Here is a 21,837-nt window from a genome sequence, read left to right on the forward strand (position 1 = left end):
AGGTGGCTGACGGCGTGACCGACGCGCAGGTCGAGAGGGCTTACAAGGTCTTCCTCAAGTATTCCGACGTCAGTTCACCACAGGAGGCGGTCAAGGATCTCGAAGCGATCGGAATGGCGCCGGAGCTCATCCGGCGGGTCCGCGCGAAGCACGAGGCGGAGACCGTTCGGATCCGCAATCTCGACGAGCCGCCATCCGTGTGGATCGACGGGCGGATCACCTGGTACACCGGTCCGGACATGACCAAGGATCGCAACTGGCCGGCGATCGTGAAGTCCATGCAGAGGAAGGGCTTCGGGGACGCCAACATCGAGTCGGTCGATGCATCCTCCACGAAGATCCTGGCGCTCCTCGACCACCCGAAGCAGGATGGGTTCCGGACCCGCGGCCTGGTCGTCGGCTTCGTCCAGTCCGGGAAGACGACCAACTTCACCGCTGTAATGGCGAAGGCCGCCGACCGCGGCTACAAGCTCTTCATCGTCCTGTCCGGAATCCACAACACCTTGCGGCGACAGACGCAGGTCCGGCTCGGCGATGATCTGGTGCACGCGAACCCGGCGCAGTGGCACGAGGTGACGACCGAGAATCGGGACTTCATCCCGCCGGGTGGGAACTCGAAGGCGTACTTCGCCTCGAAGGGCCAGCATCTCCTGCTCGTCGTCAAGAAGAACGCCGTCGTCCTGCGCAAGCTCCGCGACTGGCTCGACTCGGCGGGCGAGTACCTCGCCAAGACCCCGACATTGATCATCGACGATGAGGCCGATCAGTCGACCGTCGCCACGTCGAAGATCAACCCGCTGCTGTTCGACGTCCTCGACAAGTTCCCCAAGGTCGGCTACATCGGCTACACGGCGACGCCGTTCGCGAACCTGCTGATCAACCCGGGCGACGAGAAGGACTTCTACCCCAGGGACTTCATCGTCAACCTGCCTCAGCCGACGGGGTACCACGGCACGGAGGTGCTGTTCGGCCGGGAGTTGCTGCCGGGTGAGGACGCCTCGGCCCTCGAGGGCGGCTTCGACATGATCCGGACGGTCCCGGACTCCGAGGTCGACGAGCTGAAGCCGCGGACCAAGAAGGACGCACCCGGCTTCTACCCGGGGATGACGCACTCACTCCGCCGGTCGGTCGAGTGGTTCTGGCTCGCCACCGCCGCCAGACGCGTTCGCGGTGGCGGCAACCCGCATTCGACGATGCTCATCCACACGACCACGGACACGACAGTGCACGAGCGGTTCAAGGATCCGCTGCTCGATCTGCGCTCCCGCATGCTGCGCGGCCTCGCCCAGGACGACGCGCCGCTGTCGAAGCGCCTGCGCGAGACCTGGGAGAAGGAGACCGGGCGCGTCCCCGCGGCCGACCTCGGCGAGACGCCGGTGCCGTTCGACGCCTTGCTGGCCGAGCTTCCCGGCGTCGTGCGCGAGACCAAGATCGTGATCGACAACTACCGCAGCACGGACCGTCTCGACTACGAGTCCGGCCCGGTCACCGCGATCGCGGTGGGTGGCAACACCCTCTCCCGCGGCCTGACCCTCGAAGGTCTCATCTCAAGCCTCTTCGTCCGTGCGGTGTCGGCCTACGACACCCTGCTGCAGATGGGTCGCTGGTTCGGATACCGCAACCACTACGGCGACCTGCCGCGCATCTGGATGACGAACGAGCTGAAGGAGTGGTTCAGCCACCTGGCGACCGTCGAGGCCGAGATGCGCCAGGACATCAACCGCTACATGAACCCGTCGGTGACGCCACTGAACTTCGCCGTCCGGCTCCGGACACACCCGAAGATGAGCATCACGGCCAAAGCCAAGATGACGAGTGCCGTACGGGCGACCGCAGCCTACGGCGGCCAGCTCGTCGAGTCCCGGTTCTTCGACGTCACCGCAGCCGGCGCCGAGCGGCTCGTCGACAACGCCGCGGCTGCGCGCGGGCTCGTCGCCGACTCGGCGAAGTACGGGATCCGGACCGGATCGAACGGTGAGTCCGCGCTGTTCACCCACGTCCCGCACGAGTACGTCCTGCGGTTCTTGTCGGAGTACGCGTTCCACGAGCGGTCGTCGGACGGCGACGGCGCACGGATGGCCGAGTACATCCGGCGCCGGGTCCGCGCCGGGTCCCTGGGCCGATGGAGTGTCGGCGTCGTCGGCAACTCGCTGGCGACCGCCGACACCAAGCGGTGCGACCTGGGGAGTGGCATCGACATTCGGATGGTGCGACGCTCACGACTCGACTACGACGGCGACGGCGAGTTCGACGGCGTGGCGGACATCAAGACCCTCACCAGCCGTCGGGACGAGGCGCTCGATCTCGACACGGACCGCGCGAACTCGATGAGCCGTGAGGACCTCCTCGTGCTGCGCGCCGACCAGCGCCCGACCGAGGGACTCCTCCTGCTGTACCCCATCGAGCCGATGTCCGACACCGGCACGAAACGCCGTGTCCCCCTCGACGCTCCCACCGACGACGTGGTGATGGGCGTGGCGCTGGTCTTCCCGGACCCCGAGGACGAGGACTCCGACGTCGAGTACATGAGCGCGGACCTCTCCAAGGTCGTCGTCGAGGAGGAAGACCTCTCGATCCTGGAACAGGACTCGTGAGTCCGAGCGGCGCCCGGTTGGAGGAGCTGTGGGCCGAAGCCGCCGCCGAGCCCGCCGTCAGCTTGTTCCGGACAGCGCCGTGCGGGACCGACACGTCGCAGGGTCCGGTCCTCGTCGCCGTTCACAAGGACGGCTCACGGAACCTCCTCATCCCGATCGATGCCAAGCACACGCTCCGGGAAGACGTCGACGGCAACGCCGTCACGTTGCGCCGACGGGTACTGGAAGACGCGACCAGCCGCCGCACATACGCCGTTCTGGCGCTCGTCGACGGCCGCCTCGCCGATCTGTTCACCGCGCTCTGCGTCGAGGTCGTCACACGGATCGCGGCGAAGCCGGATCGCGCCGTCACCGCACTCCGCCAGACACTGGCGGACTGGCGGTCCCTGCTCTCCGGCTCCCGGCGCACGCTCGGTCCGTCCGAGCTCGCGGGGCTGTTCGGTGAGCTGGAGCTGTTGCGCACCATGGTCGCGCTGGACAACGGGGCCGTGTCGTTCTGGACCGGCCCCTCGGGCACCGCCCAGGACTTCCACCGGGGGAAGCTGTCCCTGGAGGCAAAGGCGACGGTCTCACCGGAGTCCCGCACGATCCGCGTCCACGGCGCGGGGCAGCTCGCCGTCGCCGAGTCGGGGCGCCTGCTCCTGGTCTGGTTCCGGCTCGGTGCGGGTGGTGGCCGCTCAGTGCCGGACCTGATCGACGAGATCATGGCCGCGACGGACGACGAGGCGAGCTTCCTCGCCGCCCTCCGCGAGGCCGGCTACCTCCCGACCGACCGCGAGCTCTACTCCCGCAGGCTCTTCGAGGTCGACGAGCGGCGGGTGTTCGAGATCGGCCCCGGATTCCCCCGCGTCACCGCCGCCGGGCTGATCGGCGACGCCACCCTGGCCGGCGTGGATCGGATCCACTACGACGTGGACCTCGACAGCGCTCCGGCCGCCGCGACGCGCGTCGACCTCGACCCGGCCCGGGCGTTCCTGGAGCTGTCGTGACGACGCCGCGCTGGTGGTCGCAGCCCTTCCCCCCGACCGGAACCATCGCGTCGGAGGGCATCCGCAACCAGCTCGGCCGCCCGCCCGTGGATCCGCTGACGATCTTCGTCCGGGAGACGGCGCAGAACTCGTGGGACGCGCGCCTCCCCGGCGCGCCGACCACATACCGCCTCGAGCTCACGACCGTCGCACCGTCGCACCGCCCGAACTGGGAACGGCTGCTCGCCCCGCCGGCGAGCACCGACCGTCATCTCGGCGTCGGCAAGCTCGTGAGGACCCCGAACCTCCGCCTGCTGTCGGTGGTCGACCGCGGCACGAAGGGACTCGGCGGGCCGACACGGGCCGATGAACTGGCGGTCGACCGGCGTGACTGGATCTCCTTCGTGCTCAACGTGGGCGAGAAGCGCGACACGCACCAAGGCGGTGGGACGTTCGGCTACGGCAAGGCGGTGCTCTACCGCCTGTCCCGGGTCGGGACGATCCTGGTCTATACCCGCACGGAAGAACCCGGGGCCGGGCTCCGCTCACGACTCATCGGTATCGCGCTGCGCGAATCCTTCGACGGTCGTGAGCACCCCGGTGGCGAGTCGAAGCCCTTCACCGGCCGCCACTGGTGGGGCGATGTGCGAGACGACCACGTCGAGCCCCTCCTGGGCGCGGAGGCGGACCAGGTGGCCGCGAACCTGGGGCTGCGGCCGTTCGCCGACGGTGAATCGGGGACGACCCTGATCGTGCTCGATCCCGATTTCGACGGCTTCGACGACGACTCCGAGGTAGCCGCGCACCTCGCGAACACGATCAGCTGGCAGCTCTGGCCGATCATGTTGCCCGAGCGCGGCGACGACCGGCTCCGCGCGGAGGTCGTGGCGGCCGGCGTGGAGTTCCCCGTCCCCGATCCCGCGGCGACGTACCCGCTGGAGATGTTCGTCGCCGCGTACCGCAAGCAGCGGGACGGCGACGGGATGGTGCTCGAGTGCGGGAACCCGCGGAGGCAGCTCGGCCGCTTCGGGCTCCAGGAGGAATGGGTCGTCCCGATGCCACGCGATTCGGCGACACTCGCCGCCGACTGCGCGGGTGTGAGCGGCGACCCCCACCACATCTGCCTGATGCGCTCACCCGAACTGGTCGTCCGGTACCTCCCGGAGATCGAGACCGGGTCACCCAACCGTGCCTACGCGGGCGTGTTCCGCGCGATGGACGACCTGGACGACGTCTACGCCGCGGCTGAGCCCCCCACGCACGACCACTGGGTGCACGAGCAGCTGTCAGGGCATGAGAAGACGTTCATCCGCACGACGTTCAAGCGGATCAAGGAGCAGCTCACGGGCTACAAGAAGACGGTCACGGCCTCGGTACGCGGCGAGAGCATCGCGCTCGGAGCGGCGAGCACGTTCCTCGGCGGCATCGTCGCGGCCGCGTTCGCCCGTCCCGAAGCGACCTCTCGCGGCTCCTCGCGCTCCGCGGGCGGCAGCGGGTCCGAAACGGACGGCACGGACGTGCGAGGAGACGGCACGCGCTCATCACCAGCTCCCCGCGACCGCGTTCGCGTGCGCGACCTGGCCGTTCCGGCGATCGAGGAGCGCGACGGTCGCGTGGTCCTCGTCCAGCGCTTCTCGGTGACGGGTCCGAGCCCGGTGCGGTTGCAGGCCCGCCTGTCGATCGGCCTGGGCGAGCGGGCGACCGAGGGCGAAGCCCCTGTCGGTGCCGCCCGACCGCAGGTCATCACCTGGTCCACGTCGTCAGGCGAACGCACCACCGAGACGTGCGTCGTGGACAGCCCATCGGAGGTGGATCTCATCGTGCTCCCCGTCCCCGACACCATCACCGACATCTCCGTGACCGGGACCCCTGCCGACGGGGACGCCCGATGAGTCGCGCCTACCCGTTCCGCAGACCACCGGACGACGTGGTCACCGCGGGGCCGTGGCTGCGGGTCGACGCGGGCGACACCGGCGAGCTTCCGTCGGATCTCCCGGACTGGGACTACGAGACCGTGCTGCCGCTCAGACGGCCGATCAGCATCGACGGTCTGCGCGCTCGTCGGGAGTGCGGCCTCAGGGATGACGCACAACTGGTCCTCTCCGTGATCTGGGCGTCCAGCAGTTCGTCGCTGCGCGGCCGGGCCTGGCAGTTCCCGGTCCCGCCCGCCGACGCGGCCGAGTACCGCATCGCCTTCGACCTCCCGGGCGGGGAACTCGGCGGTCGGCTCGACCTGGAGACGGTGCTCACCCTGCGGTCCCCGGGAACCGCCTCCGGCTCGGCCGCCGCTCCCTCACGTCCCGGCAGCGTGCTGTGGCGTGACACGCGTTCGGTGATGCTCCAGGTCGACGCGGTGCTCTTCCCGTTGGCCGTGGTCGACTTCGAGCACCTGCCGTACCCCACCGGCGCGGCCTGGCACCTGGAGCTCGGCCACGACCTGGAGGCTCAGGCCCTCGGCTCCGTGCTGCTGCTCGTCAACCAACGTCGAGAGATCGTCACCGACGCCCTCGCGGCCGCCGCGGATCCGGCGGACGCCGATCGCCGGGTCCTATCGGCCGTGCGCACCGACGTCATCCGCTCGCTCATCGAGCGAGCCGTCGTCGACGACGAGTTCGACGACGAGTTCGAGTACCCCACCGGCTCCGTCGGAGCACTTTTCGCGTCGGTATTGAAGACGACGTTCCCCGATCGGCCGTTGGAGGCCGTCCGGCGCGAGCGAGATCACGATCCTGCGCTTCTCAGCACGCGGGTCCAGAGTGCGACCGACCTCCTGGCCGGTCCATGAGCATCCTCTACCCCCGGCTGCTCGAGGCCGCAGCACGCGACATGCACCGTCGCTACTCGTCCCTTCCGATCGACGAGCTCCGCGAGCGGCACGCGTTCAGCCACCCATCCGCCGTCTTCGCCGCCACCGGCGGCCACCGGGTCCCGCGCGAGCACCTGGAGGACCTGCGCCGACGTGTCGTCGAGGTCGCCGAGCAAATCCGGGTTCCCGGGGGGCGGACGCCGACGCGACCACGCCGATTTCGACCTCGAGGTCGCCCGGCTGCTCCACGAACGGGCCGGGCTGGTCGCGGCGGAGGCCGGAGTTCGCCCCATCTGGGCTTTCCTGGCCCTCGTCGTCCTGCCCGACGTGTCGTACTGGCGTTACCGCGATCCGCCCGACGAACGGATCCTCGCCTCCGACATCACCAGACACGTCTGGGGCCGTCTGTGGTGGCGCGCCCACCTGCTGGCGGTTCCCGACGAAACCGACGCCTACCGTCTGCTCGGCCGGTTCAACGAGTCCGACTTCGACCAGATCTACGCCAGACGGGCCCTGCTCGGCGGTAGTCGTGCCCTTGTCCGCACGCTTGCCGAGATATGGCCGACGCTGGACAAGGGCGGATTCCCGGACCGCCAGGTGCTGCGCGACGTCGTCAAGCGTCTCCTGCGCACCGCGGCGGTGGTCGAGTTCGACGCCCTCGGCGACGCCGAGTTGCGCGATCAGATCCGCCAGGAGGCGTTCCTGTCGGTCTCGGCCCTCCGTGAGGAGGGTCGCCGAGCAGAAGGTGGGGCGGCTCGAACCTGACGTCGACGCCCGTGAGCGTGAGCTCAGACGGCGAGGTCGAGCGGGAGGTCGGCGATGTCCTTGAGCCGGTTACCGGAGATCATCGTGTCCAGTAGCTCTGCGGTGTCTCCGCCACCGTCGGCGTGGACGGCGTCGATGAGCTCGGGCAGGGCGAAGTGGTAAACGCAGTCGATGTCGCCGGTGCCCAGGGCGAGGGAGGAGATCCGAGCCGGTGTCGGCTCGCCCGTGACCACGGCGATGTGCGGCAGGCGGCCCTTGCGGTTCCGGATGAGGTTCAGCGCTTCGCTGCGAGCGTTCTGGGCACGATCGCTGCGCAACGTCCACTTGCACGAGACGACCGCGTGCAGGAGGGGATGCGGCTGGCCGGAGGCGCGCAGCGACGCCCTCGTCGCCACGGTGTCATCCACCAGCGGTCGACGGATGTTGATCTCGTGGTCGGTGACGGGAGCGCGGGAGACGACGACATCAGGGGCGATGGCGTAGCCGGTGCCCAAGATCGAGCGCAAGGACGGGTTGCTCTCGATCGCCTCGTTGAGCTCGACCAGGTGGGCGTACTGCTCGTAGCGTGCGACTCCGGCGGACTGGCCACGACCGCCGACCTTGCTGATGCTCCAGGCACCGGGGCGCAGGTGATCGAGGGTCGGGAACGTCGCGCGGAGGAAGTCGCAGCAGGCCTGTTCGAACTGCCCGCCCGAGGTCTGGCCGGCCAGGCGCTCTGCGACCGTCTCGGACTTCAACGCCTTCGCGATGTGCAGTGCGTAGGACTTGCTGGCCTTGCTTCCGCTATCGGCGTTGCTGGCGACCCCGGCGTCGTTCACGGTGAGGACCCCACCGTTGAGCAGAGCGGCGTGGAAGTTCGACCGCTCCTGGGCGAACAGCGCTTCGGGCTCCACCACGACTCCTGACCGACGCACCGACCGTCCAGCCCACCGAGCCGATGGACGGCGAGCAGTCTCGCAGAGGTCGGGATCACGTCCCGTCAGGTGGGGGCCGTGAGTCCGGCCTCGTCGGTCGGACCGACCCGACCGGAGCAGGGAGTCGTTCGGTACGAACCCCAACCCGACCGGTGGCGAACCCGTCGCAGTGCTCACGTCCCGCCGGGGCGAGGACCCACGGCTCGGGCACGGACGACGGATTCGACCTGCTTGGCCGAGGTGTGGGGATCGTCGTGCTCCCAGACGCGGACGACGGTCCAGCCGGCGTCGTGGAGGCGCTGGTCGGTGTCGCGGTCACGGCGACGGTTGGTCTCGACCTTGGTGGCCCAGAACTCGGAGTTGGTGACGGCGACCGTGTGGTGCTCGGGGCAGCCGTGCCAGAAGCAGCCGTCGAGGAAGACGGCGACCTTCGCCTTGGTGAAGACGAGGTCGGCGGTGCGGCGCACCTGCTTCAAGGGGCGGGTGTTGACGCGGTAGCGCAGCCCGAGCGCGTGGACCGCGCGGCGGAGGGCCAGCTCGGGCCCGGTGTCCCGGCCGCGGTTGGAGCGCATGCTGGCCCGTACCCCGGGTGAGGACGCCCAGGACCCGTTCGGCTGTGCTGCAGGCACGTCGGGCGAGTGTAGAGACCGGCCGACCTGCGGCTCGGCCGGCCCGCGGAGGTTTGTCGGCCCCGCCGTTTAGCATCGCTCCATGACCGACCCGCTGACCTTGATCGACTTGTTCTCCGGGTGCGGCGGGATGACGGCGGGTTTCACCCGTCAGCGATTCAAACCGGTGTTCGCGGTCGAGCACAACCTGCACGCAGCGGCCACCTACGCCGCGAACTTCGGCGACCACATGCACTGGGGCGACATCGCCGACGTCACCGACGACCAGATCCCCGACGCCGACGTGGTCATCGGGGGCCCGCCCTGCCAAGGCTTCTCCAACCTCGGCAGCCGCGACGTCGACGACCCGCGCAACAAGCTGTGGAAGCAGTACCTGCGGTTCGTCCAGGTCGCTCGCCCGCAGGTGTTCGTGATCGAGAACGTCGAGCGGTTCCGGAGGAGCTCGGAGTTCCAGCTCCTGCTCGACGAGGCCGACGGCGGCATGCTCGCGGACTACGAGCTCACCCACGGCCTGCTGCTGGCCGCCGACTACGGCGTCGCGCAGCGCAGGCCCCGCACCATCGTCATCGGCTCCCGGATCGGGCGGATCGCATTGCCCGAGCCGACCCACTCCAAGCTTCCGATGATGGAGCGCGCCCCGTGGCGCACGGTGCGTGAACGGATCGGCGGCCTGCCCGGCAAGGTCGGCACCACCGAGCTCCCCGAGTCGTGGACGACGTTCAAAGATCGACGGGTGCCCGGGGTGTTCAAGGGACGGGACCTGCACTTCGGGCGCAATCCCCGAGAGCTGTCCCTGCAGCGCTACGACTGCATCCCTCCGGGGGGCGGCCGGTTCGACCTGCCCGACGAGCTCCTACCGCGGTGCTGGCGGGAGAAGAAGACCGGTACCACCGACGTCATGGGTCGCATGCGCTGGGACCACCCCTCCCTGACGATCCGCACCGAGTTCTTCAAGCCCGAGAAGGGCCAGTACCTGCACCCGCAGTGGGACGCGGAGCACCCCGAGCGTCGGGTCAACCGAGTCATCACCCACCTCGAGGCCGCGCTGCTGCAGGACTTCCCCGAGACCTTCCTCTGGTGCGGATCGAAGATCGAGATCGCCAAGCAGATCGGCAACGCCGTCCCCGTCGGCCTGGCCGAGGCGATCGCGGTGCACCTGCGCAAGCACATCGACCGCCGTGGCACCGGCGCCTCTGACACCGCGGCCTGAGGACGACCGGGACGACGGGCGGCCGGCGCAGGTCAGTCTCCGCTGACCTCGTCCGGAGCGCGCGGCGCCGGCAGCGTCACTCGGCCTCCACCCGGAACACCGGGCAGATGCCGGCCACGGCCTCCAGCGCGTCGGGGGTCGTGTCGGTGACGACGCCCGCGTCGAGCATCATCTGCACGCCGTCGGGGGTCGTGGCCGGCCACTCCCGCAGCACGGGCTTCGCCTCGGCGGGGTCGAGCTCGACCAGCCGGACCCGTTCGACCACGTCGCCGACGGTGAGCGTGCCCCGGCCGGCGGCGCGGACGTTGCGGATCCAGTCGGCGCCGGGGAAGCCGCCCAGCACGAAGCGCTGCCCGTCGCGCTCCAGGACGGTGAGGGGGGTGTGGCGGGGGGTGCCGGTGCGCCGGCCGGGGACGGTGAGCACGGGCAGGTCGAACCCGAGCGTGCCGCGGCGCTGCTGGGCCATCAGGTCCTCGTTCATCTCCTTGAGCCCGGCCGGGGGCTTGATGCGGGTCAGGTCCGTCATCGGCTCATCTCCTCGGGGTGGACGTCGCGCTACTCAAACTTGAGCAGCGGGTACCGAGTGTGCCCGAAGGACGAGTGCCTATGCAAACTTGAGTAACCGCGACACTGCGGGTCAGAGCGCGGCGGGCAGGCCGAAGACCGCGAAGTGCCCGGCCCCGAGGAACGACGTCAGCTCGGTGATGCGCCCGTCCCGCACCGCGCACGCGGTGATCGACCACGCCCGGAACGCGCCCTCGCCCGCGTCCCGGTAGAAGGCGACGGCCGGGCGGTTGTTGGCCGTCGTCGCGCGCCAGCGCCACGACCCGCAACTGCCGAGCGGGACCGCCCGGGCGAACTCCGCGACCGGGGCGCGCCCGCGGTACCACTGGGCCAGCGGCGGCATCGACCAGGTGACGTCGCGCGCCAGCAGCGCGACGAGCGCGTCGGCGTCGCCGCGTTCCATGGCGCGGGCGAACGCCGCGACGACGGCCCGGTGCCCGCGGTCCGGGGCCCGGGTCCGGCCCGTCACGCCGGCGTCGAGCGTCGCCCTGGCCCGCTGCACCGCGCTCGTCACCGCGGCGGCGGTCGTCCCGAGCAGGGCCGCGGTCTCGACCGCGGAGTAGCCCAGCACGTCGGCCATCAGCAGGGCGGCGCGCTGGTTGCCCGGCAGGTGCTGCAGGGCGGCCACGAACGCCAGCTCGACGGCCTCCCGCTGCTCGTAGCGCTCGTCGGGGTAGGGGCCGAGCCACGCGACGTCGGTGCGCGGGGCCGCGTCGAGGACGGCGTGCTCGCTGGACGGGCCGAGGTCCGTCGGCAGCGCGCGGCGCTGCCGGCCGCGCGCGGCGTCGAGGCAGCTGTGCGTGGCGACCGCGTACATCCAGGTCCGCACCGAGCTGCGGCCCTCGAACCGGTCCAGGCCCCGCCAGGCCCGCAGCAGCGTCTCCTGCAACGCGTCGTCGGCGTCGTGCACCGAGCCGAGCATGCGGTAGCAGTGGGCGTGCAGCTCCGCCCGCAGCGGCGCGACGAGCCGGGCGAACGCCCCGTCGTCGCCGGCGACGGCCCGGTCGAGGTCCGAACGGTCGAGCGTCGCCTCCCCCACGCGCCCGATCTCAGCACCGATCGCGCAGCAGGTCCACCCCGTCGCCGGTGAGCTCGTCGCAGTACGCCCCGCGCCCGGTCATCGCCATCACCAGCGCGAGGGTGGGCCCGCGGACCTCCGGTCCGTCGCCGGTGCCGAACCCGGAGTCGGTGGCGGTCAGCCGCAGCCCGGCGATGCGGCCCTTGGCCAGGACGACCATGTCGGTCGAGGCGTGGTGCTGGGCGAGCAGCGCGAGCGCCTCGATCCGGGGGCTCGCGGTGCAGGCCCAGCGGGCGGCGGATGTCCGCGGAGTGCACGACGACCTCGGAGAGCATGTCGGTGGCCGAGCCGCGGCGCCCCAGCGGTGTCGTCGTGCGGTCGACCGCGGCCCGGAACCGCGCCAGCGTCTCGGCCGGGGAGTCACCCAGCTGCTCCCGGAGCCGGGCGAGCAGCTGCTCGTCGAAGTCGAACCGGGCCCGCAGCACCCCGGCGAACCAGCGCGGGAACGTCAGCGTCGCCCCCGCCGTGAGGTGCGCGAGCACCTCGCGGACCGAGAGCTCCGTGCACAGCGAGGTGGTGGCCCACTGCGCGTCGGTCAGGTGGGCGAGGTCGGCGGCCAGCGCCGCCCGCTCGGCGTGCACCCACGCCCACGTCCTGCTCTGCGCGGCGTCGACGGTCCGGGAGGTGGTGGGTTCGGTCATCGGGGCTCCTCGGGGATCGGTGCGTCGAGGAGGAGGCGTCCGGGCGGCACCGATCCCATCGGGATGTGACCGGCGTCATGCTCGGGGGCGCCGCCGGGCCAGCGCCTCCGCGCGCAGGCGCCGGGCGTCGGCGACCGGGCCCAGGTGCTCGAGCTTGTCCGGGTTGATCACCGCGCGGATCGTCTGGATCCGCCCGTCGAGGATGTCCAGGGCCATGATCGCGAGGATCCGGCCGTCCCCGTCCTGCAGGACCGCGCCCGGCTGGTGGTTCACCTCGCGCGGGAGCACCTCGACGATGCCGCTCAGCAGCGGGGCGAACGCGCCGATCAGCCGGGCCACGTTCGCGGCCCCGACCACCGGCCTGGCCAGCGCGGGACCCTTGTCCCCGCCGTCGGCGAGCGTCTGCACGTCGGGCGCGAGCAGCTCGGTGAGCCCGTCGAGGTCGCCCTCCCGGAAGGCGTCGAAGAACCGGGCGGCGAGCTCCTCCCGCTCCCGGCGGTCGGCCTCGAACCGCGGCCTGCCCTCCTGCATGTGCCGCCGCGCCCGCACCGCGAGCTGGCGGCACGCCGCCTCCGAGCGCCGCACCGCCGTGGCGATCTCCGGGTAGTCGAACCCGAACACCTCCCGCAGCACGAAGACCGCCCGCTCCAGCGGGCTCAGCCGCTCCAGCAGCAGCAGCGCCGCCATCGACACCGAGTCGGCCAGCTCCGCCGACCGCTCAGGGTCGCCGTACGGGTCGTTCAGCAGCGGCTCGGGGAACCACGGTCCGACGTAGGCCTCCCGCCGGACGCGGGCCGAGCGCAGCACGTCGATCGAGATCCGGGTGACCACGGCCGAGAGGAACGACTTGACCGACGCCGGCTCGGTCGCCGACGACTCGTAGCGCAGCCAGGTCTCCTGGACGGCGTCCTCCGCCTCGCTGACGCTGCCCAGGATCCGGTACGCGATCGCGAACAGCAGCGGGCGCAGGGCGGTGAACTCCTCGGTGCGGGTCACGCCGTCAGCCTGCCGTGGACGGCGCGCCCCGCAGGGCCACCCGCTCGGAGTGCGGCCAGCGGATCGCTCCCGGCAGGCGCCGTTCGACGCCGATCGAGGACGGGACCCCCCGCGTCTGGACCCACTTGGCCGCCACCGCGGCGCGCCCGGTCCACGCCCATCCCCGCGCCACGTCGTTGCGGTCGGTGCGCTGCAGCACGGCCCGGCGGCTGCCCAGGCTGACGCAGCGCGCGACGAACCCGAGGTCGAAGGCGGCGACGCCGTCGGGCCCCAGGCCGAGCGCCTCGGCGCGCAGCACGTCGGCCGCCTGCGCGGCCGAGGGCAGCGCGGCCTGGCAGGACATGCTGTAGCGGTCGCCACCCGGGCCGGGCACGTGCCCTGCGTCGCCCACGGCCAGCACGGCCGGGTGCGAGACCGACCGCAGCGCACCGTCGGTGAGCACCGCGCCCCGGTCGTCGACGGCGATCCCGGACTCGCGGGCCAGCGGCGGCGCCGCGAACCCGCCGCACCAGACGGTCAGCTCGGAGGGCACCTCGTCGCCCCCGTCGAGCAGCAGCCGGTCGGCCTCCACGGCCCGCACCCGCGTCCGCCCGATGGTCTGCACGCCCAGCTGCGCCAGCGAGTCGAGCACGTGCTCTCCCGCCCGCGGGCTGAACCACCCCCCGACCTCCCCCGCCGTCACCAGCCGCACCCGCACGTCCGGTCGGGTCTCGGCCAGCTCGGCGACCGTCTCCAGCCCGGTGAACCCCCCGCCGACGACGGCGACCTCCGCCCCCTCCCGCAGGGCGGCGAACGCGGGCCGCAACCGGTGCGCCGACGCCAGGTCGCCCACGGCGTGCGCGTGCTCCCCGCCCGGGACCGGCACCGGCTCGGTGATGCTCCCGGTGGCGAGGACGACCCGGTCGAACGGGACGTCGCGCCGGCCGTCGGGCCCGGAGACGACGGCCCGCCCGGCGTCGGGGTCGAGCTCGGTCACCGCCCCCTCGACGAACGTGACGCCCGCACCCAGCATGTCCCGCAGACCCGGCGCGGCGACCCGCTGCCCGACGGCGACGTGGTGCAGGCGCAGCCGGTTGACGAAGGTCGGCCGCGGGTTCACCACGGTGACGTCGACGCGACCACGGGACCGGCCGGCCAAGCGGACGGCGGCGGTGGTACCGGCGAAGCCGGCCCCGATGACCAGGACCCGCATCCGGCCCTGCGGTGCGGTGCTCTGCGATGCGCTCATGCCCACGGGACGAGGTGGTGCTCCCGGCTGTGACATCGCCACCGGTGCCAGGGCGTTGACGTCGCGGGGTGACGGGCACCACGATCGGACCGCCCTGATGGTGATCCGGGAGGACGACGATGTCCGACAGCACCGAGCGGTCCACCGCGGTCGACCCGTACACGCTCACCGCCGACGGCATCAAGGAACCCCCCGTCGGGTGGCGGGCCAGCGCGCGCTACTTCGGCCCCGGGCTGATCCTCAGCGCGTCGATCGTCGGCTCCGGCGAGCTGATCGCCACCACCGCGCTCGGCGCCCAGGCCGGGTTCGTGCTGCTCTGGCTGGTCATCGTCAGCACCCTGGTGAAGGTGGCCGTCCAGATCGAGCTGGCGCGCTGGACCATCGCGACCGGGGAGCCCGCGCTCACCGGCTACAACAGGGTCCCCCCGCGGATCGGCGGGATCGGCTGGGTCAACGTGCTGTGGGCGGTCCTGGCGCTGTCGAAGCTGCTGCAGCTCGGCGGGATCATCGGCGGCACGGCGGTGGCGTTCAGCGTCCTGCTGCCCTTCGGCGGCGACCCGCTCGCCTTCACCTCGCTGCTGATCTGGACCTCGATCGTCGCCGTCGGCAGCATCGCGCTGCTGTACTCCAACAGCTACACGCTCATCGAACGCGGCGCCGCGGCGCTGGTGGTCGTCTTCACCGCCGTCACCGTGCTCATCGCGCTGGGCCTGCCGCTCACGCCGTTCGCCTACGGGATCGACGACCTCGGCAGCGGCCTGACCTTCCTCATCCCCGTCGGCGCCCTGGGCGCGGCGCTGGCGATGTTCGGCATCACCGGCGTCGGCGCCGACGAGATCACCTTCTACACGTACTGGTGCGTGGAGAAGGGGTACGCGCGCTGGGCGGGCCCGAACGACGGCAGCGAGGAGTGGGTCCGCCGGGCCAACGGCTGGATCCGCGTGATGTACAAGGACGCGATCGTGTCCTGGGTGATCTACACCTTCGGGACGCTGGCGTTCTACCTGATGGGCGCGGCGGTGCTGCAGCCCCAGGGCCTGGTCCCCCAGGGCAACACGCTGATCACCACGCTGTCCCGGATGTACACCGACACCGTCGGCGAGTGGGCGAGCGTCATCTTCCTGCTCGGCGCGATCGCGGTGCTCGGTTCCACGATGTGGGCGGCGATCCCCAGCTGGTCGCGGATGTACACGAACCTGCTCGCCACGTTCGGGGTGCTCGACTGGCACGACCCGGTCGCCCGGCTGCGCTGGATCCGGGTCTTCACGGTGGCGCTGCCCCTCCTGTGGGGTGTCCTCTACCTGACCATCCAGTCCCCGGTGATCATGGTGCAGATCGCCGGGGTGATGACGGGGATCTTCCTGGTCGCGGTGGTGTGGGCGGTGTACTGGCTGCGGCGCCACGAGACCGACCCGCGGTTGCACGGGAGCCGCGCGTTCGCGATCTGCCTCGCAGTGAGCAGCGCGGCGATCGCGTTGCTGGGCCTGTACTCGCTGGCGGACGTCACCGGGATCATCTGACCGGCGACGCCGCCGGCCGGTCAGCCGGCCGGTTCGGTGCGGCGGGAGCGGGTCAGGGCCAGCCGGCCGAGGACCGCGCCGACCAGCCCGAGCACCAGGGCCAGGGCGCCGCCGGCCACCCCGTTGCCCGTGCCGAGGCCACCGTCGGCGACCGCCAGGTTCACCGCGCCGTTGACCGCGCCGGTCAGCCCGGCCACCAGGGCCACGACGGCCCCTCTCCGGCCGCCGTCGCCGGTGCCGCGGCGGGAGCGGGCCAGTGCCCGCCCGCCGACGACCACGCCGACCAGCGCGACCAGCGCGGCCGCGCTGGCCCAGATCCGCGCGGGGGTCCCGATGAAGGTGCCCAGGCCCTGGTTCGCGCATTCGGCGGGCGACGTGCAGATCTGCTCGACCGCCGGTGCGGCGAGCGCGAACAGGACGGACATGGCGTGCTCCTTCTTCCTCGGTCCGGACGTGCACGGGTACTCGCTCCACCGCCGGCTCAGCCCACCGGCGCCGTGGACGCCGGGACACCGCCTCGGCGTGCCGACTCCCGTCGGTACAGCGGCACGGCCAGCGCGGTCACCCAGATCCACGGCAGCCCGAGGAAGATCACCGCGAGGGCGTAGGGATAGCCGCCCACGGCGGAGTTGACGGCCGTCAGGACCGCGAACACGATCGGGACGGCGGCACCGTAGAGGCCGTGGAACCAGGCCCACCCCCGGCGCCCGGCGGCGGCGAAGTGCCACGCGATCAGCACGCTCGTCGCGATGAGGAGGACGGTGCTGGCCCCCCGCGAGGCGTTCTGGACAGCCCCTTGCCAGGTGCCCCCCACCACCTCCGCCGCGCCGGGCGGGAAGCCGGCCGCCGGGTCCGCGGTGAGCGCGCCGCCGACGGCGTACGCCACGCCGAAGAGCCCGAGCAACCGCGGCCCCCACACCGCGCCCCGGCCCGGCCGCAGCACCTGCGCGACCCCGAGCGCGAACAGCACCGTGAGCACCCCGACCAGCAGCATGTTCGACCGGTGGATCCAGCCCAGGTCGCCGGCGGTCAGCGCGGTGAAGCGGTGCCGGGCCAGGTCGAACCCGTCGCGGGTGAGCGCCTGGGCCATCGCCACCGCCACGTACACCGGACCGGCCACGGCGCCGCAGACCAGCAGCGCCCGCGTCGGCAACGTCCGTCTCGCCATCGTGTCCCCTTCGATCGCCTCGTGGCGACGATCCTGGTGGCGGGGGCGGGTCGGCGCGTCGGACGGCGGAGGTGTCTTCGCCCTGGTCCGCCGGGGGTACGGTCAGCCGCCCGCGGTAGGCGTCCTCATCCGTCCGCGGTAGCCCGCTGCCGAGCGGTCCACCTCCGGACCGACGCCCGCGGTCGTGCTCGCGTGGCGCCCGGTCAGCCCGACCCGGCCGCGCCACGCACCCCGACCGCGGGCAGCAGCACCCCGTCGATCAGGGAGAGCAGGAACTCCCGGTCGACCGGCAGGTGCAGCATCAGGACCCGGTAGGCGACCATCGAGGGCACGATCAACGCGATGGTGTCGAGGTCGGCGACGGGCGCGATCTCGCCGCGATCGACCGCGCGCTGCAGGAGCAGGCGGTTGATCCGGGCACGCGGCTCCATGATCGCGGCGTGCGCGACCTGGGCGAGCTCGGGCTCCTTGGCCAGCAGGGACACGATCCCGGCCATCACCCTGGTCTTCTTCGCGCTGTCCTCGATGGAGTGCGGCTTGATCATCGCGACGAGGTCGCCGCGGAGGGTGCCGGTGTCGGGCAGCGCGGCCGGATCGGCGTCGCGCTCCTTCATGCAGCTCACGGCGTCGAGCACGAGGTCGCTCTTGGACGTCCAGCGCCGGTAGAGCGTGGCCTTCCCGGCCTTGGCGCGCGCGGCGACCATGTCGACGGTCATCCCGTCGAAGCCGACCTCGGCCAGCACGTCGACGGCGGCCTCGAGGATCTCCGCGTCGCGGCTGTGGTCGCGCTTGCGCCCCAGCTTGGCGGGGACCGCCGCCACGGGCGCGGAGGAGCCGAGTTGCGTCATCGCGGCCCTCCCAGTCTCTCGGGCTCGATCCTAACTCATGGAACCTGTCAGTTTCGGAACTCCTTAGTTCCGTATATGGTGGCGTCCGTGCCACAGACCTCCGCCCCACCACCCGCCCGCCGCTGGCTGGCCCTCGCCACCGTCGGGCTCGCCCAGCTCATGATCGTTCTCGACGCCACGGTCGTGAACATCGCGCTGCCCGCCGCCCAGGCCGACCTGGGCTTCTCCGTCGGCGACCGGCAGTGGATCATCACGGCCTACTCGCTGGCGTTCGGCAGCCTGCTACTGCTCGGCGGCCGCCTCTCGGACCTGATGGGCCGCAGGCGGACCTTCGTCATCGGGCTGGTCGGCTTCGCCGCCGCGTCCGCGCTGGGTGGCGCGGCCACGAGCTTCGGCATGCTGGTCGGGGCCCGGGCCCTGCAGGGGGCGTTCGGCGCGTTGCTCGCGCCGACCGCGCTGGCCCTGCTGACCACGACGTTCACCGTGTCGAAGGAGCGCGCCCGCGCGTTCGGCGTCTTCGGCGCCATCGCCGGCGCGGGCGGCGCGATCGGGCTGCTGCTCGGGGGCGTGCTCACCCAGACGCTCGACTGGCGCTGGAACCTCTACATCAACGTCGTGATCGCCGCGATCGCCGTCGTCGGCACGGTGATGTTCGTCGACGACGCGGTGCGCACCGGCCCGCGTCCCCGCCTCGACGTGCCCGGCACGGCACTCGTCTCCGCAGCGCTGTTCCTGCTGGTCTACGGCTTCTCGAACATCGAGTCGGAGGGCTGGGGCTCGCCGCTGAGCTGGGGTGCGCTCGCCACCGCCTGCGTGCTGCTGGTCGGATTCGTCGTGCGGCAGCGGCGGGCCCGCCACCCGCTGCTGCCGCTGGCGATCCTGCTCGACCGCAACCGCGGCGCCGCCTACGCGTCGATCCTGATCGCCGGCTCCGGGATGTTCGGGGTCTTCCTGTTCGTGACCTTCTACCTGCAGACCACGCTGGGGTTCACCCCGATCCAGACCGGCCTGTCGTTCCTGCCGATGGTGGCGATGCTCGTGCTGGCCGCCCAGATCGGCACGAACCTCGCGCTCCCGCGCCTCGGCCCGAAGGTGATGGTCCCGACGGGCATGGCCTTGGCGACGGTCGGCATGCTCTACCTGACCCGGCTCGGCGTCGACAGCACCTACACCGCCGACGTGCTGCCCGCGCTGGCACTCGTCGGGCTGGGCATGGGCACGATCATGCCCGCATCCATGCAGACGGCCACGCTGGGCGTGGAGCCCGCCTTCGCGGGTGTGGCGTCGGCTCTGGTGAACACGGCGCAGCAGGTGGGCGGGTCGATCGGCACAGCGGTGCTCAACACCCTGGCGGCCACCGCCGCGACGGCCTACCTGGCCTCGCACGTCCCCGCCACGGACGCGGTGCTCGCCCAGGCCGCGGTCCACAGCTACGCCACCGCCTACTGGTGGGGCGCGGGGTTCTTCGCCGTCGGCGGGGTGCTCGCCGCGCTGCTCTTCCGCAGGAGGGTCACCGAGGAGCCCACCGTCCCCGCCGCCGGCGTGGCCGAACCGGCCATCGCCTGACGCCGCACCCCCCGAGCGCGATCAGGACGGGTCGGGATCGCGCCGGGGGGTCCGCCGGCCCAGCCTGCTCACGTCCACCCCGCCGTCGGCGAGGATGCGGCGGGCCTTCACCAGCTTGTAGACGAACAGCGCCACCGCGGCGATGACGCCGGCGTCGTCGACCAGCCCCAGCGGGCCGAGGACCATCTCCGGCGCGATGTCGATGGGCGAGATCAGGTACAGCGCAGCACCGCCCATGGCGATCAGGCCGCGCGGCGGGATGCGGTAGCGCCACATCACGTACCCGATCACCAGGACGACGAGCAGTGCGAGCACGCCGACGATCAGCAGGGTGGTGCGCAACCAGTCGGGCATGGCTCCAGTCTGCTGGTGCGGCCACCACACCGCATGACGGCCGGGTGACGTCGACCCTCAGGACGGCCCCGCGTAGCGGGTGGCGACCGCGGCGGCGCGATCGCGCAGGGACGTGCGCAACCACTCCGGGGCCAGCGCCTCCGCGTTCGTGGCCAGCTGCCACAGCGCCCACTCGGCGTGCCGCTGATCCTGGAAGGTCACCTCCAGCCGCAGCCGGCCGTCGACGTCGGCTTCTTCGGCGTGCACGGCCAGGGCCGCGCCCACCAGGTCCTCGCGCCGCGCCGGGTCCACCCGCACCAGCACGGTGACCTGGTCGCCGCCGGTCCGGAACCGCGTGCTGCGCTCCTGCCAGACCCGGTCCAGGTCGACACGGTCCGGTCGTTGCGCGGGTTCGTCGAGCTCCTCGGCGGCCAGGACCCTGGCCAGCCGGTAGGTGCGGTCCGCGCCGGCCCTGGTGGCCAGCAGGTAGCCCTGGTCGCGCACGGTGACCAGGCCGATCGGGTCCACCGTGCGCCACGTCGGGGCCTGGTCCGCGGCCGCGTAGTGGATGCGCAGCTTGTGCCCGGCGAACACCGCCCGCCGGATCTCGGCCACCACCGTGGTGGGCACCTCCTCGGCGACCAGCCGGCGCGAGAGGAGATCGGTCTCCGGGTCGATGAGCAGGCGCTGGACCGCCCCGGCCGCGGTGACCCGGTAGCTCTCGGGCAGCGCGTCGACCACCTTGCGCATGGCCGAGGCGAGCGCCGAACCGAGGCCGAACGCCTGCGCGCCGCGCCGCGATCCGGCGACCAGCAGGGCGAGCGCCTCGTCGTGGTTCAGCCCGGTGAGCTCGGTCTGGAACCCGGGCAGCAGCGCGAACCCGCCGAGCCTGCCGCGTTCGGCGTAGACCGGGACGCCGGCCGCGGACAGCGCCTCGATGTCGCGCATGACGGTGCGGGTGGACACCTCGAGCTCGCGGGCCAGCGCCGCCGCGGACAACCGACCGTGCCGGCGCAGCAGCAGCACCAGCGACACCAACCGGTCGGCGCGCACCCGGGGAACTCTACCGGGATATATGACACAGGGTGTCTTACTTGGTCGGGGAGGCTCACCGGCATGACGAACCACGCAGTGGCCACTGAGCCGAACGACCTGGGCAGGTACTTCATCGAGCGCGCCGACGCGGGCGACGTCGACGGGCTGGTGGCGTTGTACGAGCCGGACGCCGTGCTGGCGTTCCCGCCGGGCAACCTCGCGACCGGGCACGCCGAGATCCGCGAGGTCTACGAGCAGTTCGTCGCGGCCGCGCCCGTGCTCGCGCCGGGCAGGCAGCACCCGGCGCTGGTCAGCGGCGACCTGGCGCTCACCGCGTCCACCCTGACGACCGGCGAGCTGACCGTCGAGGTCGCCCGCCGCCAGCCCGACGGGTCGTGGCTGTGGGCCGTGGACCAGCCGGCACTCGTGCCGTAGCGGGAGCGGGTGCGGCGATGAGGCGCATCGCGACGATCGGCGTCTACGGCTTCACGGCCGGGACCTTCGTCGACGCGCTCACCGGCGGGGGCGTGGGGCTGCTGCTCGACCTCCGCCAGCGCCGCGGCGTCCGGGGTCCCGATTACGCCTGGGCGAACTCGGCGCGGCTCCAGCAGGCGCTCGCCGCGGCGGGCGTGGCCTACCGGCACGTGAAGGAACTGGCGCCGACGACCGAGCTGCGCAGGCTCCAGTACCGCGAGGACGACCGCCGGGGCGTGGGCAGGCGCGACCGCGTCGCGCTGGCGCCCGAGTACGCCGAGCGCTACACCCGCGAGATCCTCGACCCGTTCGACCTGGGCGCGCTGGTGGCCGAGCTCCCCAGCCGGTCGGCGACGGCGCTCTTCTGCGTCGAGCGCGACCCGGAGGCGTGCCACCGCTCCCTCGTCGCCGCGCGCGTGCACGCCGAGTACGGCCTGCCGGTGACGGATCTCCGCCCCGGCTGAGCGACCCGATCGGCCTGCCGACCGGGCGGTGACGAT

General features: G+C 72.1%; 22 protein-coding genes and 1 pseudogene. 10 read left to right on the forward strand and 13 right to left on the reverse strand.

Annotated features, from left to right (window positions below):
• Nucleotides 1–2 precede the first annotated feature (2 nt).
• From KDL28_RS41420 to KDL28_RS09710, 5 genes are all read left to right on the forward strand, one after another.
• Complete coding sequence (locus tag KDL28_RS41420; RefSeq protein ID WP_252437074.1) at nucleotides 3–2,594, forward strand: Z1 domain-containing protein; 2,592 nt, start codon at nucleotides 3–5, stop codon at nucleotides 2,592–2,594.
• On the forward strand, nucleotides 2,591–3,583 hold the full coding sequence (locus KDL28_RS09695; protein ID WP_252437075.1) for a PD-(D/E)XK motif protein: 993 nt from the start codon (nucleotides 2,591–2,593) through the stop codon (nucleotides 3,581–3,583). Before KDL28_RS41420 ends, KDL28_RS09695 begins: the two co-directional genes overlap by 4 nt.
• The gene (locus KDL28_RS09700) at nucleotides 3,580–5,454 is read left to right on the forward strand and encodes a hypothetical protein (protein WP_252437076.1); all 1,875 of its coding nucleotides are present in this window, start codon (nucleotides 3,580–3,582) and stop codon (nucleotides 5,452–5,454) included. Before KDL28_RS09695 ends, KDL28_RS09700 begins: the two co-directional genes overlap by 4 nt.
• Nucleotides 5,451–6,347 (forward strand): hypothetical protein, encoded by an 897-nt coding sequence (locus tag KDL28_RS09705; RefSeq protein ID WP_252437077.1) that lies wholly within the window; start codon nucleotides 5,451–5,453, stop codon nucleotides 6,345–6,347. Before KDL28_RS09700 ends, KDL28_RS09705 begins: the two co-directional genes overlap by 4 nt.
• Nucleotides 6,348–6,521: 174 nt before the next feature.
• The gene (locus KDL28_RS09710; protein WP_252437078.1) at nucleotides 6,522–7,133 is read left to right on the forward strand and encodes a DUF6339 family protein; all 612 of its coding nucleotides are present in this window, start codon (nucleotides 6,522–6,524) and stop codon (nucleotides 7,131–7,133) included.
• A gap of 23 nt (nucleotides 7,134–7,156) precedes the next feature.
• Here KDL28_RS09710 and KDL28_RS09715 read toward each other — a convergent pair whose 3' ends face one another.
• A complete protein-coding gene (locus KDL28_RS09715) occupies nucleotides 7,157–8,026 on the reverse strand; it encodes an NgoMIV family type II restriction endonuclease (protein WP_252437079.1) in 870 nt (289 codons plus the stop codon).
• A 194-nt stretch (nucleotides 8,027–8,220) separates the two neighbouring features.
• Nucleotides 8,221–8,676, reverse strand: a complete 456-nt coding sequence (locus tag KDL28_RS09720; protein WP_372496931.1) for a very short patch repair endonuclease — start codon at nucleotides 8,674–8,676, stop codon at nucleotides 8,221–8,223.
• Between the two features lie 82 nt (nucleotides 8,677–8,758).
• On the opposite strand from KDL28_RS09720, the gene KDL28_RS09725 reads away from it, so the two are divergent.
• Nucleotides 8,759–9,886 carry a DNA cytosine methyltransferase gene (locus tag KDL28_RS09725; RefSeq protein ID WP_252437080.1) on the forward strand — a complete coding sequence of 376 codons (1,128 nt, stop codon included), beginning with the start codon at nucleotides 8,759–8,761 and terminating at the stop codon, nucleotides 9,884–9,886.
• Between the two features lie 76 nt (nucleotides 9,887–9,962).
• On the opposite strand, the gene KDL28_RS09730 is transcribed toward KDL28_RS09725, so the two are convergent.
• The 6 genes and pseudogenes from KDL28_RS09730 to KDL28_RS09750 all read right to left on the reverse strand — a co-directional run bounded on the left by KDL28_RS09730 (nucleotide 9,963) and on the right by KDL28_RS09750 (nucleotide 14,393).
• Entirely contained in the window at nucleotides 9,963–10,412 is a 450-nt protein-coding gene (locus KDL28_RS09730) for a nitroreductase family deazaflavin-dependent oxidoreductase (protein ID WP_252437081.1), read from the reverse strand.
• 111 nt (nucleotides 10,413–10,523) lie between these two features.
• Nucleotides 10,524–11,489, reverse strand: coding sequence for an RNA polymerase subunit sigma-70 (locus KDL28_RS09735; protein WP_252437082.1), 966 nt, complete (start codon nucleotides 11,487–11,489; stop codon nucleotides 10,524–10,526).
• 10 nt (nucleotides 11,490–11,499) lie between these two features.
• Complete coding sequence (locus KDL28_RS41425) at nucleotides 11,500–11,688, reverse strand: hypothetical protein (protein ID WP_308215976.1); 189 nt, start codon at nucleotides 11,686–11,688, stop codon at nucleotides 11,500–11,502.
• Nucleotides 11,642–12,169 (reverse strand): annotated as a pseudogene (locus KDL28_RS42095) (maleylpyruvate isomerase family mycothiol-dependent enzyme); the annotation flags it as partial. The pseudogene KDL28_RS42095 and the gene KDL28_RS41425, both read right to left, overlap by 47 nt.
• Nucleotides 12,170–12,244: 75 nt before the next feature.
• Entirely contained in the window at nucleotides 12,245–13,165 is a 921-nt protein-coding gene (locus KDL28_RS09745; RefSeq protein WP_252437083.1) for an RNA polymerase sigma-70 factor, read from the reverse strand.
• A gap of 4 nt (nucleotides 13,166–13,169) precedes the next feature.
• A complete protein-coding gene (locus tag KDL28_RS09750; protein WP_252437084.1) occupies nucleotides 13,170–14,393 on the reverse strand; it encodes an NAD(P)/FAD-dependent oxidoreductase in 1,224 nt (407 codons plus the stop codon).
• 119 nt (nucleotides 14,394–14,512) lie between these two features.
• Between KDL28_RS09750 and KDL28_RS09755 the strand changes: the two genes are divergently transcribed.
• On the forward strand, nucleotides 14,513–15,913 hold the full coding sequence (locus tag KDL28_RS09755) for an Nramp family divalent metal transporter (protein ID WP_252437085.1): 1,401 nt from the start codon (nucleotides 14,513–14,515) through the stop codon (nucleotides 15,911–15,913).
• 20 nt (nucleotides 15,914–15,933) lie between these two features.
• Here the strand turns inward: KDL28_RS09755 and KDL28_RS09760 are convergent, their stop codons facing one another.
• From KDL28_RS09760 to KDL28_RS09770, 3 genes are all read right to left on the reverse strand, one after another.
• Nucleotides 15,934–16,338 (reverse strand): DUF6223 family protein, encoded by a 405-nt coding sequence (locus tag KDL28_RS09760; protein WP_252437086.1) that lies wholly within the window; start codon nucleotides 16,336–16,338, stop codon nucleotides 15,934–15,936.
• 56 nt (nucleotides 16,339–16,394) lie between these two features.
• Entirely contained in the window at nucleotides 16,395–17,081 is a 687-nt protein-coding gene (locus KDL28_RS09765) for a DUF998 domain-containing protein (RefSeq protein WP_252437087.1), read from the reverse strand.
• Between the two features lie 203 nt (nucleotides 17,082–17,284).
• Nucleotides 17,285–17,929: a TetR/AcrR family transcriptional regulator gene (locus KDL28_RS09770; RefSeq protein WP_252437088.1), complete on the reverse strand. Its 645-nt coding sequence runs from the start codon at nucleotides 17,927–17,929 to the stop codon at nucleotides 17,285–17,287.
• 87 nt (nucleotides 17,930–18,016) lie between these two features.
• Here KDL28_RS09770 and KDL28_RS09775 point away from each other — a divergent pair, with 87 nt between their 5' ends.
• Nucleotides 18,017–19,495 (forward strand): MFS transporter, encoded by a 1,479-nt coding sequence (locus tag KDL28_RS09775; protein ID WP_252437089.1) that lies wholly within the window; start codon nucleotides 18,017–18,019, stop codon nucleotides 19,493–19,495.
• A 21-nt stretch (nucleotides 19,496–19,516) separates the two neighbouring features.
• Here KDL28_RS09775 and KDL28_RS09780 read toward each other — a convergent pair whose 3' ends face one another.
• Nucleotides 19,517–19,849 (reverse strand): YkvA family protein, encoded by a 333-nt coding sequence (locus KDL28_RS09780; RefSeq protein ID WP_252437090.1) that lies wholly within the window; start codon nucleotides 19,847–19,849, stop codon nucleotides 19,517–19,519.
• A 57-nt stretch (nucleotides 19,850–19,906) separates the two neighbouring features.
• Nucleotides 19,907–20,881, reverse strand: coding sequence for a helix-turn-helix transcriptional regulator (locus KDL28_RS09785; RefSeq protein ID WP_252437091.1), 975 nt, complete (start codon nucleotides 20,879–20,881; stop codon nucleotides 19,907–19,909).
• 78 nt (nucleotides 20,882–20,959) lie between these two features.
• Between KDL28_RS09785 and KDL28_RS09790 the strand changes: the two genes are divergently transcribed.
• Nucleotides 20,960–21,298, forward strand: coding sequence for a YybH family protein (locus tag KDL28_RS09790; RefSeq protein ID WP_308215981.1), 339 nt, complete (start codon nucleotides 20,960–20,962; stop codon nucleotides 21,296–21,298).
• A 17-nt stretch (nucleotides 21,299–21,315) separates the two neighbouring features.
• Nucleotides 21,316–21,801: a DUF488 domain-containing protein gene (locus KDL28_RS09795; protein ID WP_252437093.1), complete on the forward strand. Its 486-nt coding sequence runs from the start codon at nucleotides 21,316–21,318 to the stop codon at nucleotides 21,799–21,801.
• Nucleotides 21,802–21,837 lie beyond the last annotated feature (36 nt).

It is taken from the genome of Pseudonocardia humida (assembly GCF_023898865.1).
Taxonomy (GTDB): domain Bacteria; phylum Actinomycetota; class Actinomycetes; order Mycobacteriales; family Pseudonocardiaceae; genus Pseudonocardia; species Pseudonocardia humida.

Excerpts from the sequence above, each read along its gene's own strand:
- KDL28_RS09705 (WP_252437077.1), top strand. The coding sequence starts at position 5,451 with ATGAGTCGCGCCTACCCGTTCCGCAGACCACCGGACGACGTGGTCACC.
- KDL28_RS09725 (WP_252437080.1), top strand. The coding sequence starts at position 8,759 with ATGACCGACCCGCTGACCTTGATCGACTTGTTCTCCGGGTGCGGCGGG.
- KDL28_RS09730 (WP_252437081.1), bottom strand. The coding sequence starts at position 10,412 with ATGACGGACCTGACCCGCATCAAGCCCCCGGCCGGGCTCAAGGAGATG.
- KDL28_RS41425 (WP_308215976.1), bottom strand. The coding sequence starts at position 11,688 with ATGGTCGTCCTGGCCAAGGGCCGCATCGCCGGGCTGCGGCTGACCGCC.
- KDL28_RS09750 (WP_252437084.1), bottom strand. The coding sequence starts at position 14,393 with ATGAGCGCATCGCAGAGCACCGCACCGCAGGGCCGGATGCGGGTCCTG.
- KDL28_RS09755 (WP_252437085.1), top strand. The coding sequence starts at position 14,513 with ATGTCCGACAGCACCGAGCGGTCCACCGCGGTCGACCCGTACACGCTC.
- KDL28_RS09760 (WP_252437086.1), bottom strand. The coding sequence starts at position 16,338 with ATGTCCGTCCTGTTCGCGCTCGCCGCACCGGCGGTCGAGCAGATCTGC.
- KDL28_RS09765 (WP_252437087.1), bottom strand. The coding sequence starts at position 17,081 with ATGGCGAGACGGACGTTGCCGACGCGGGCGCTGCTGGTCTGCGGCGCC.
- KDL28_RS09770 (WP_252437088.1), bottom strand. The coding sequence starts at position 17,929 with ATGACGCAACTCGGCTCCTCCGCGCCCGTGGCGGCGGTCCCCGCCAAG.
- KDL28_RS09780 (WP_252437090.1), bottom strand. The coding sequence starts at position 19,849 with ATGCCCGACTGGTTGCGCACCACCCTGCTGATCGTCGGCGTGCTCGCA.
- KDL28_RS09795 (WP_252437093.1), top strand. The coding sequence starts at position 21,316 with ATGAGGCGCATCGCGACGATCGGCGTCTACGGCTTCACGGCCGGGACC.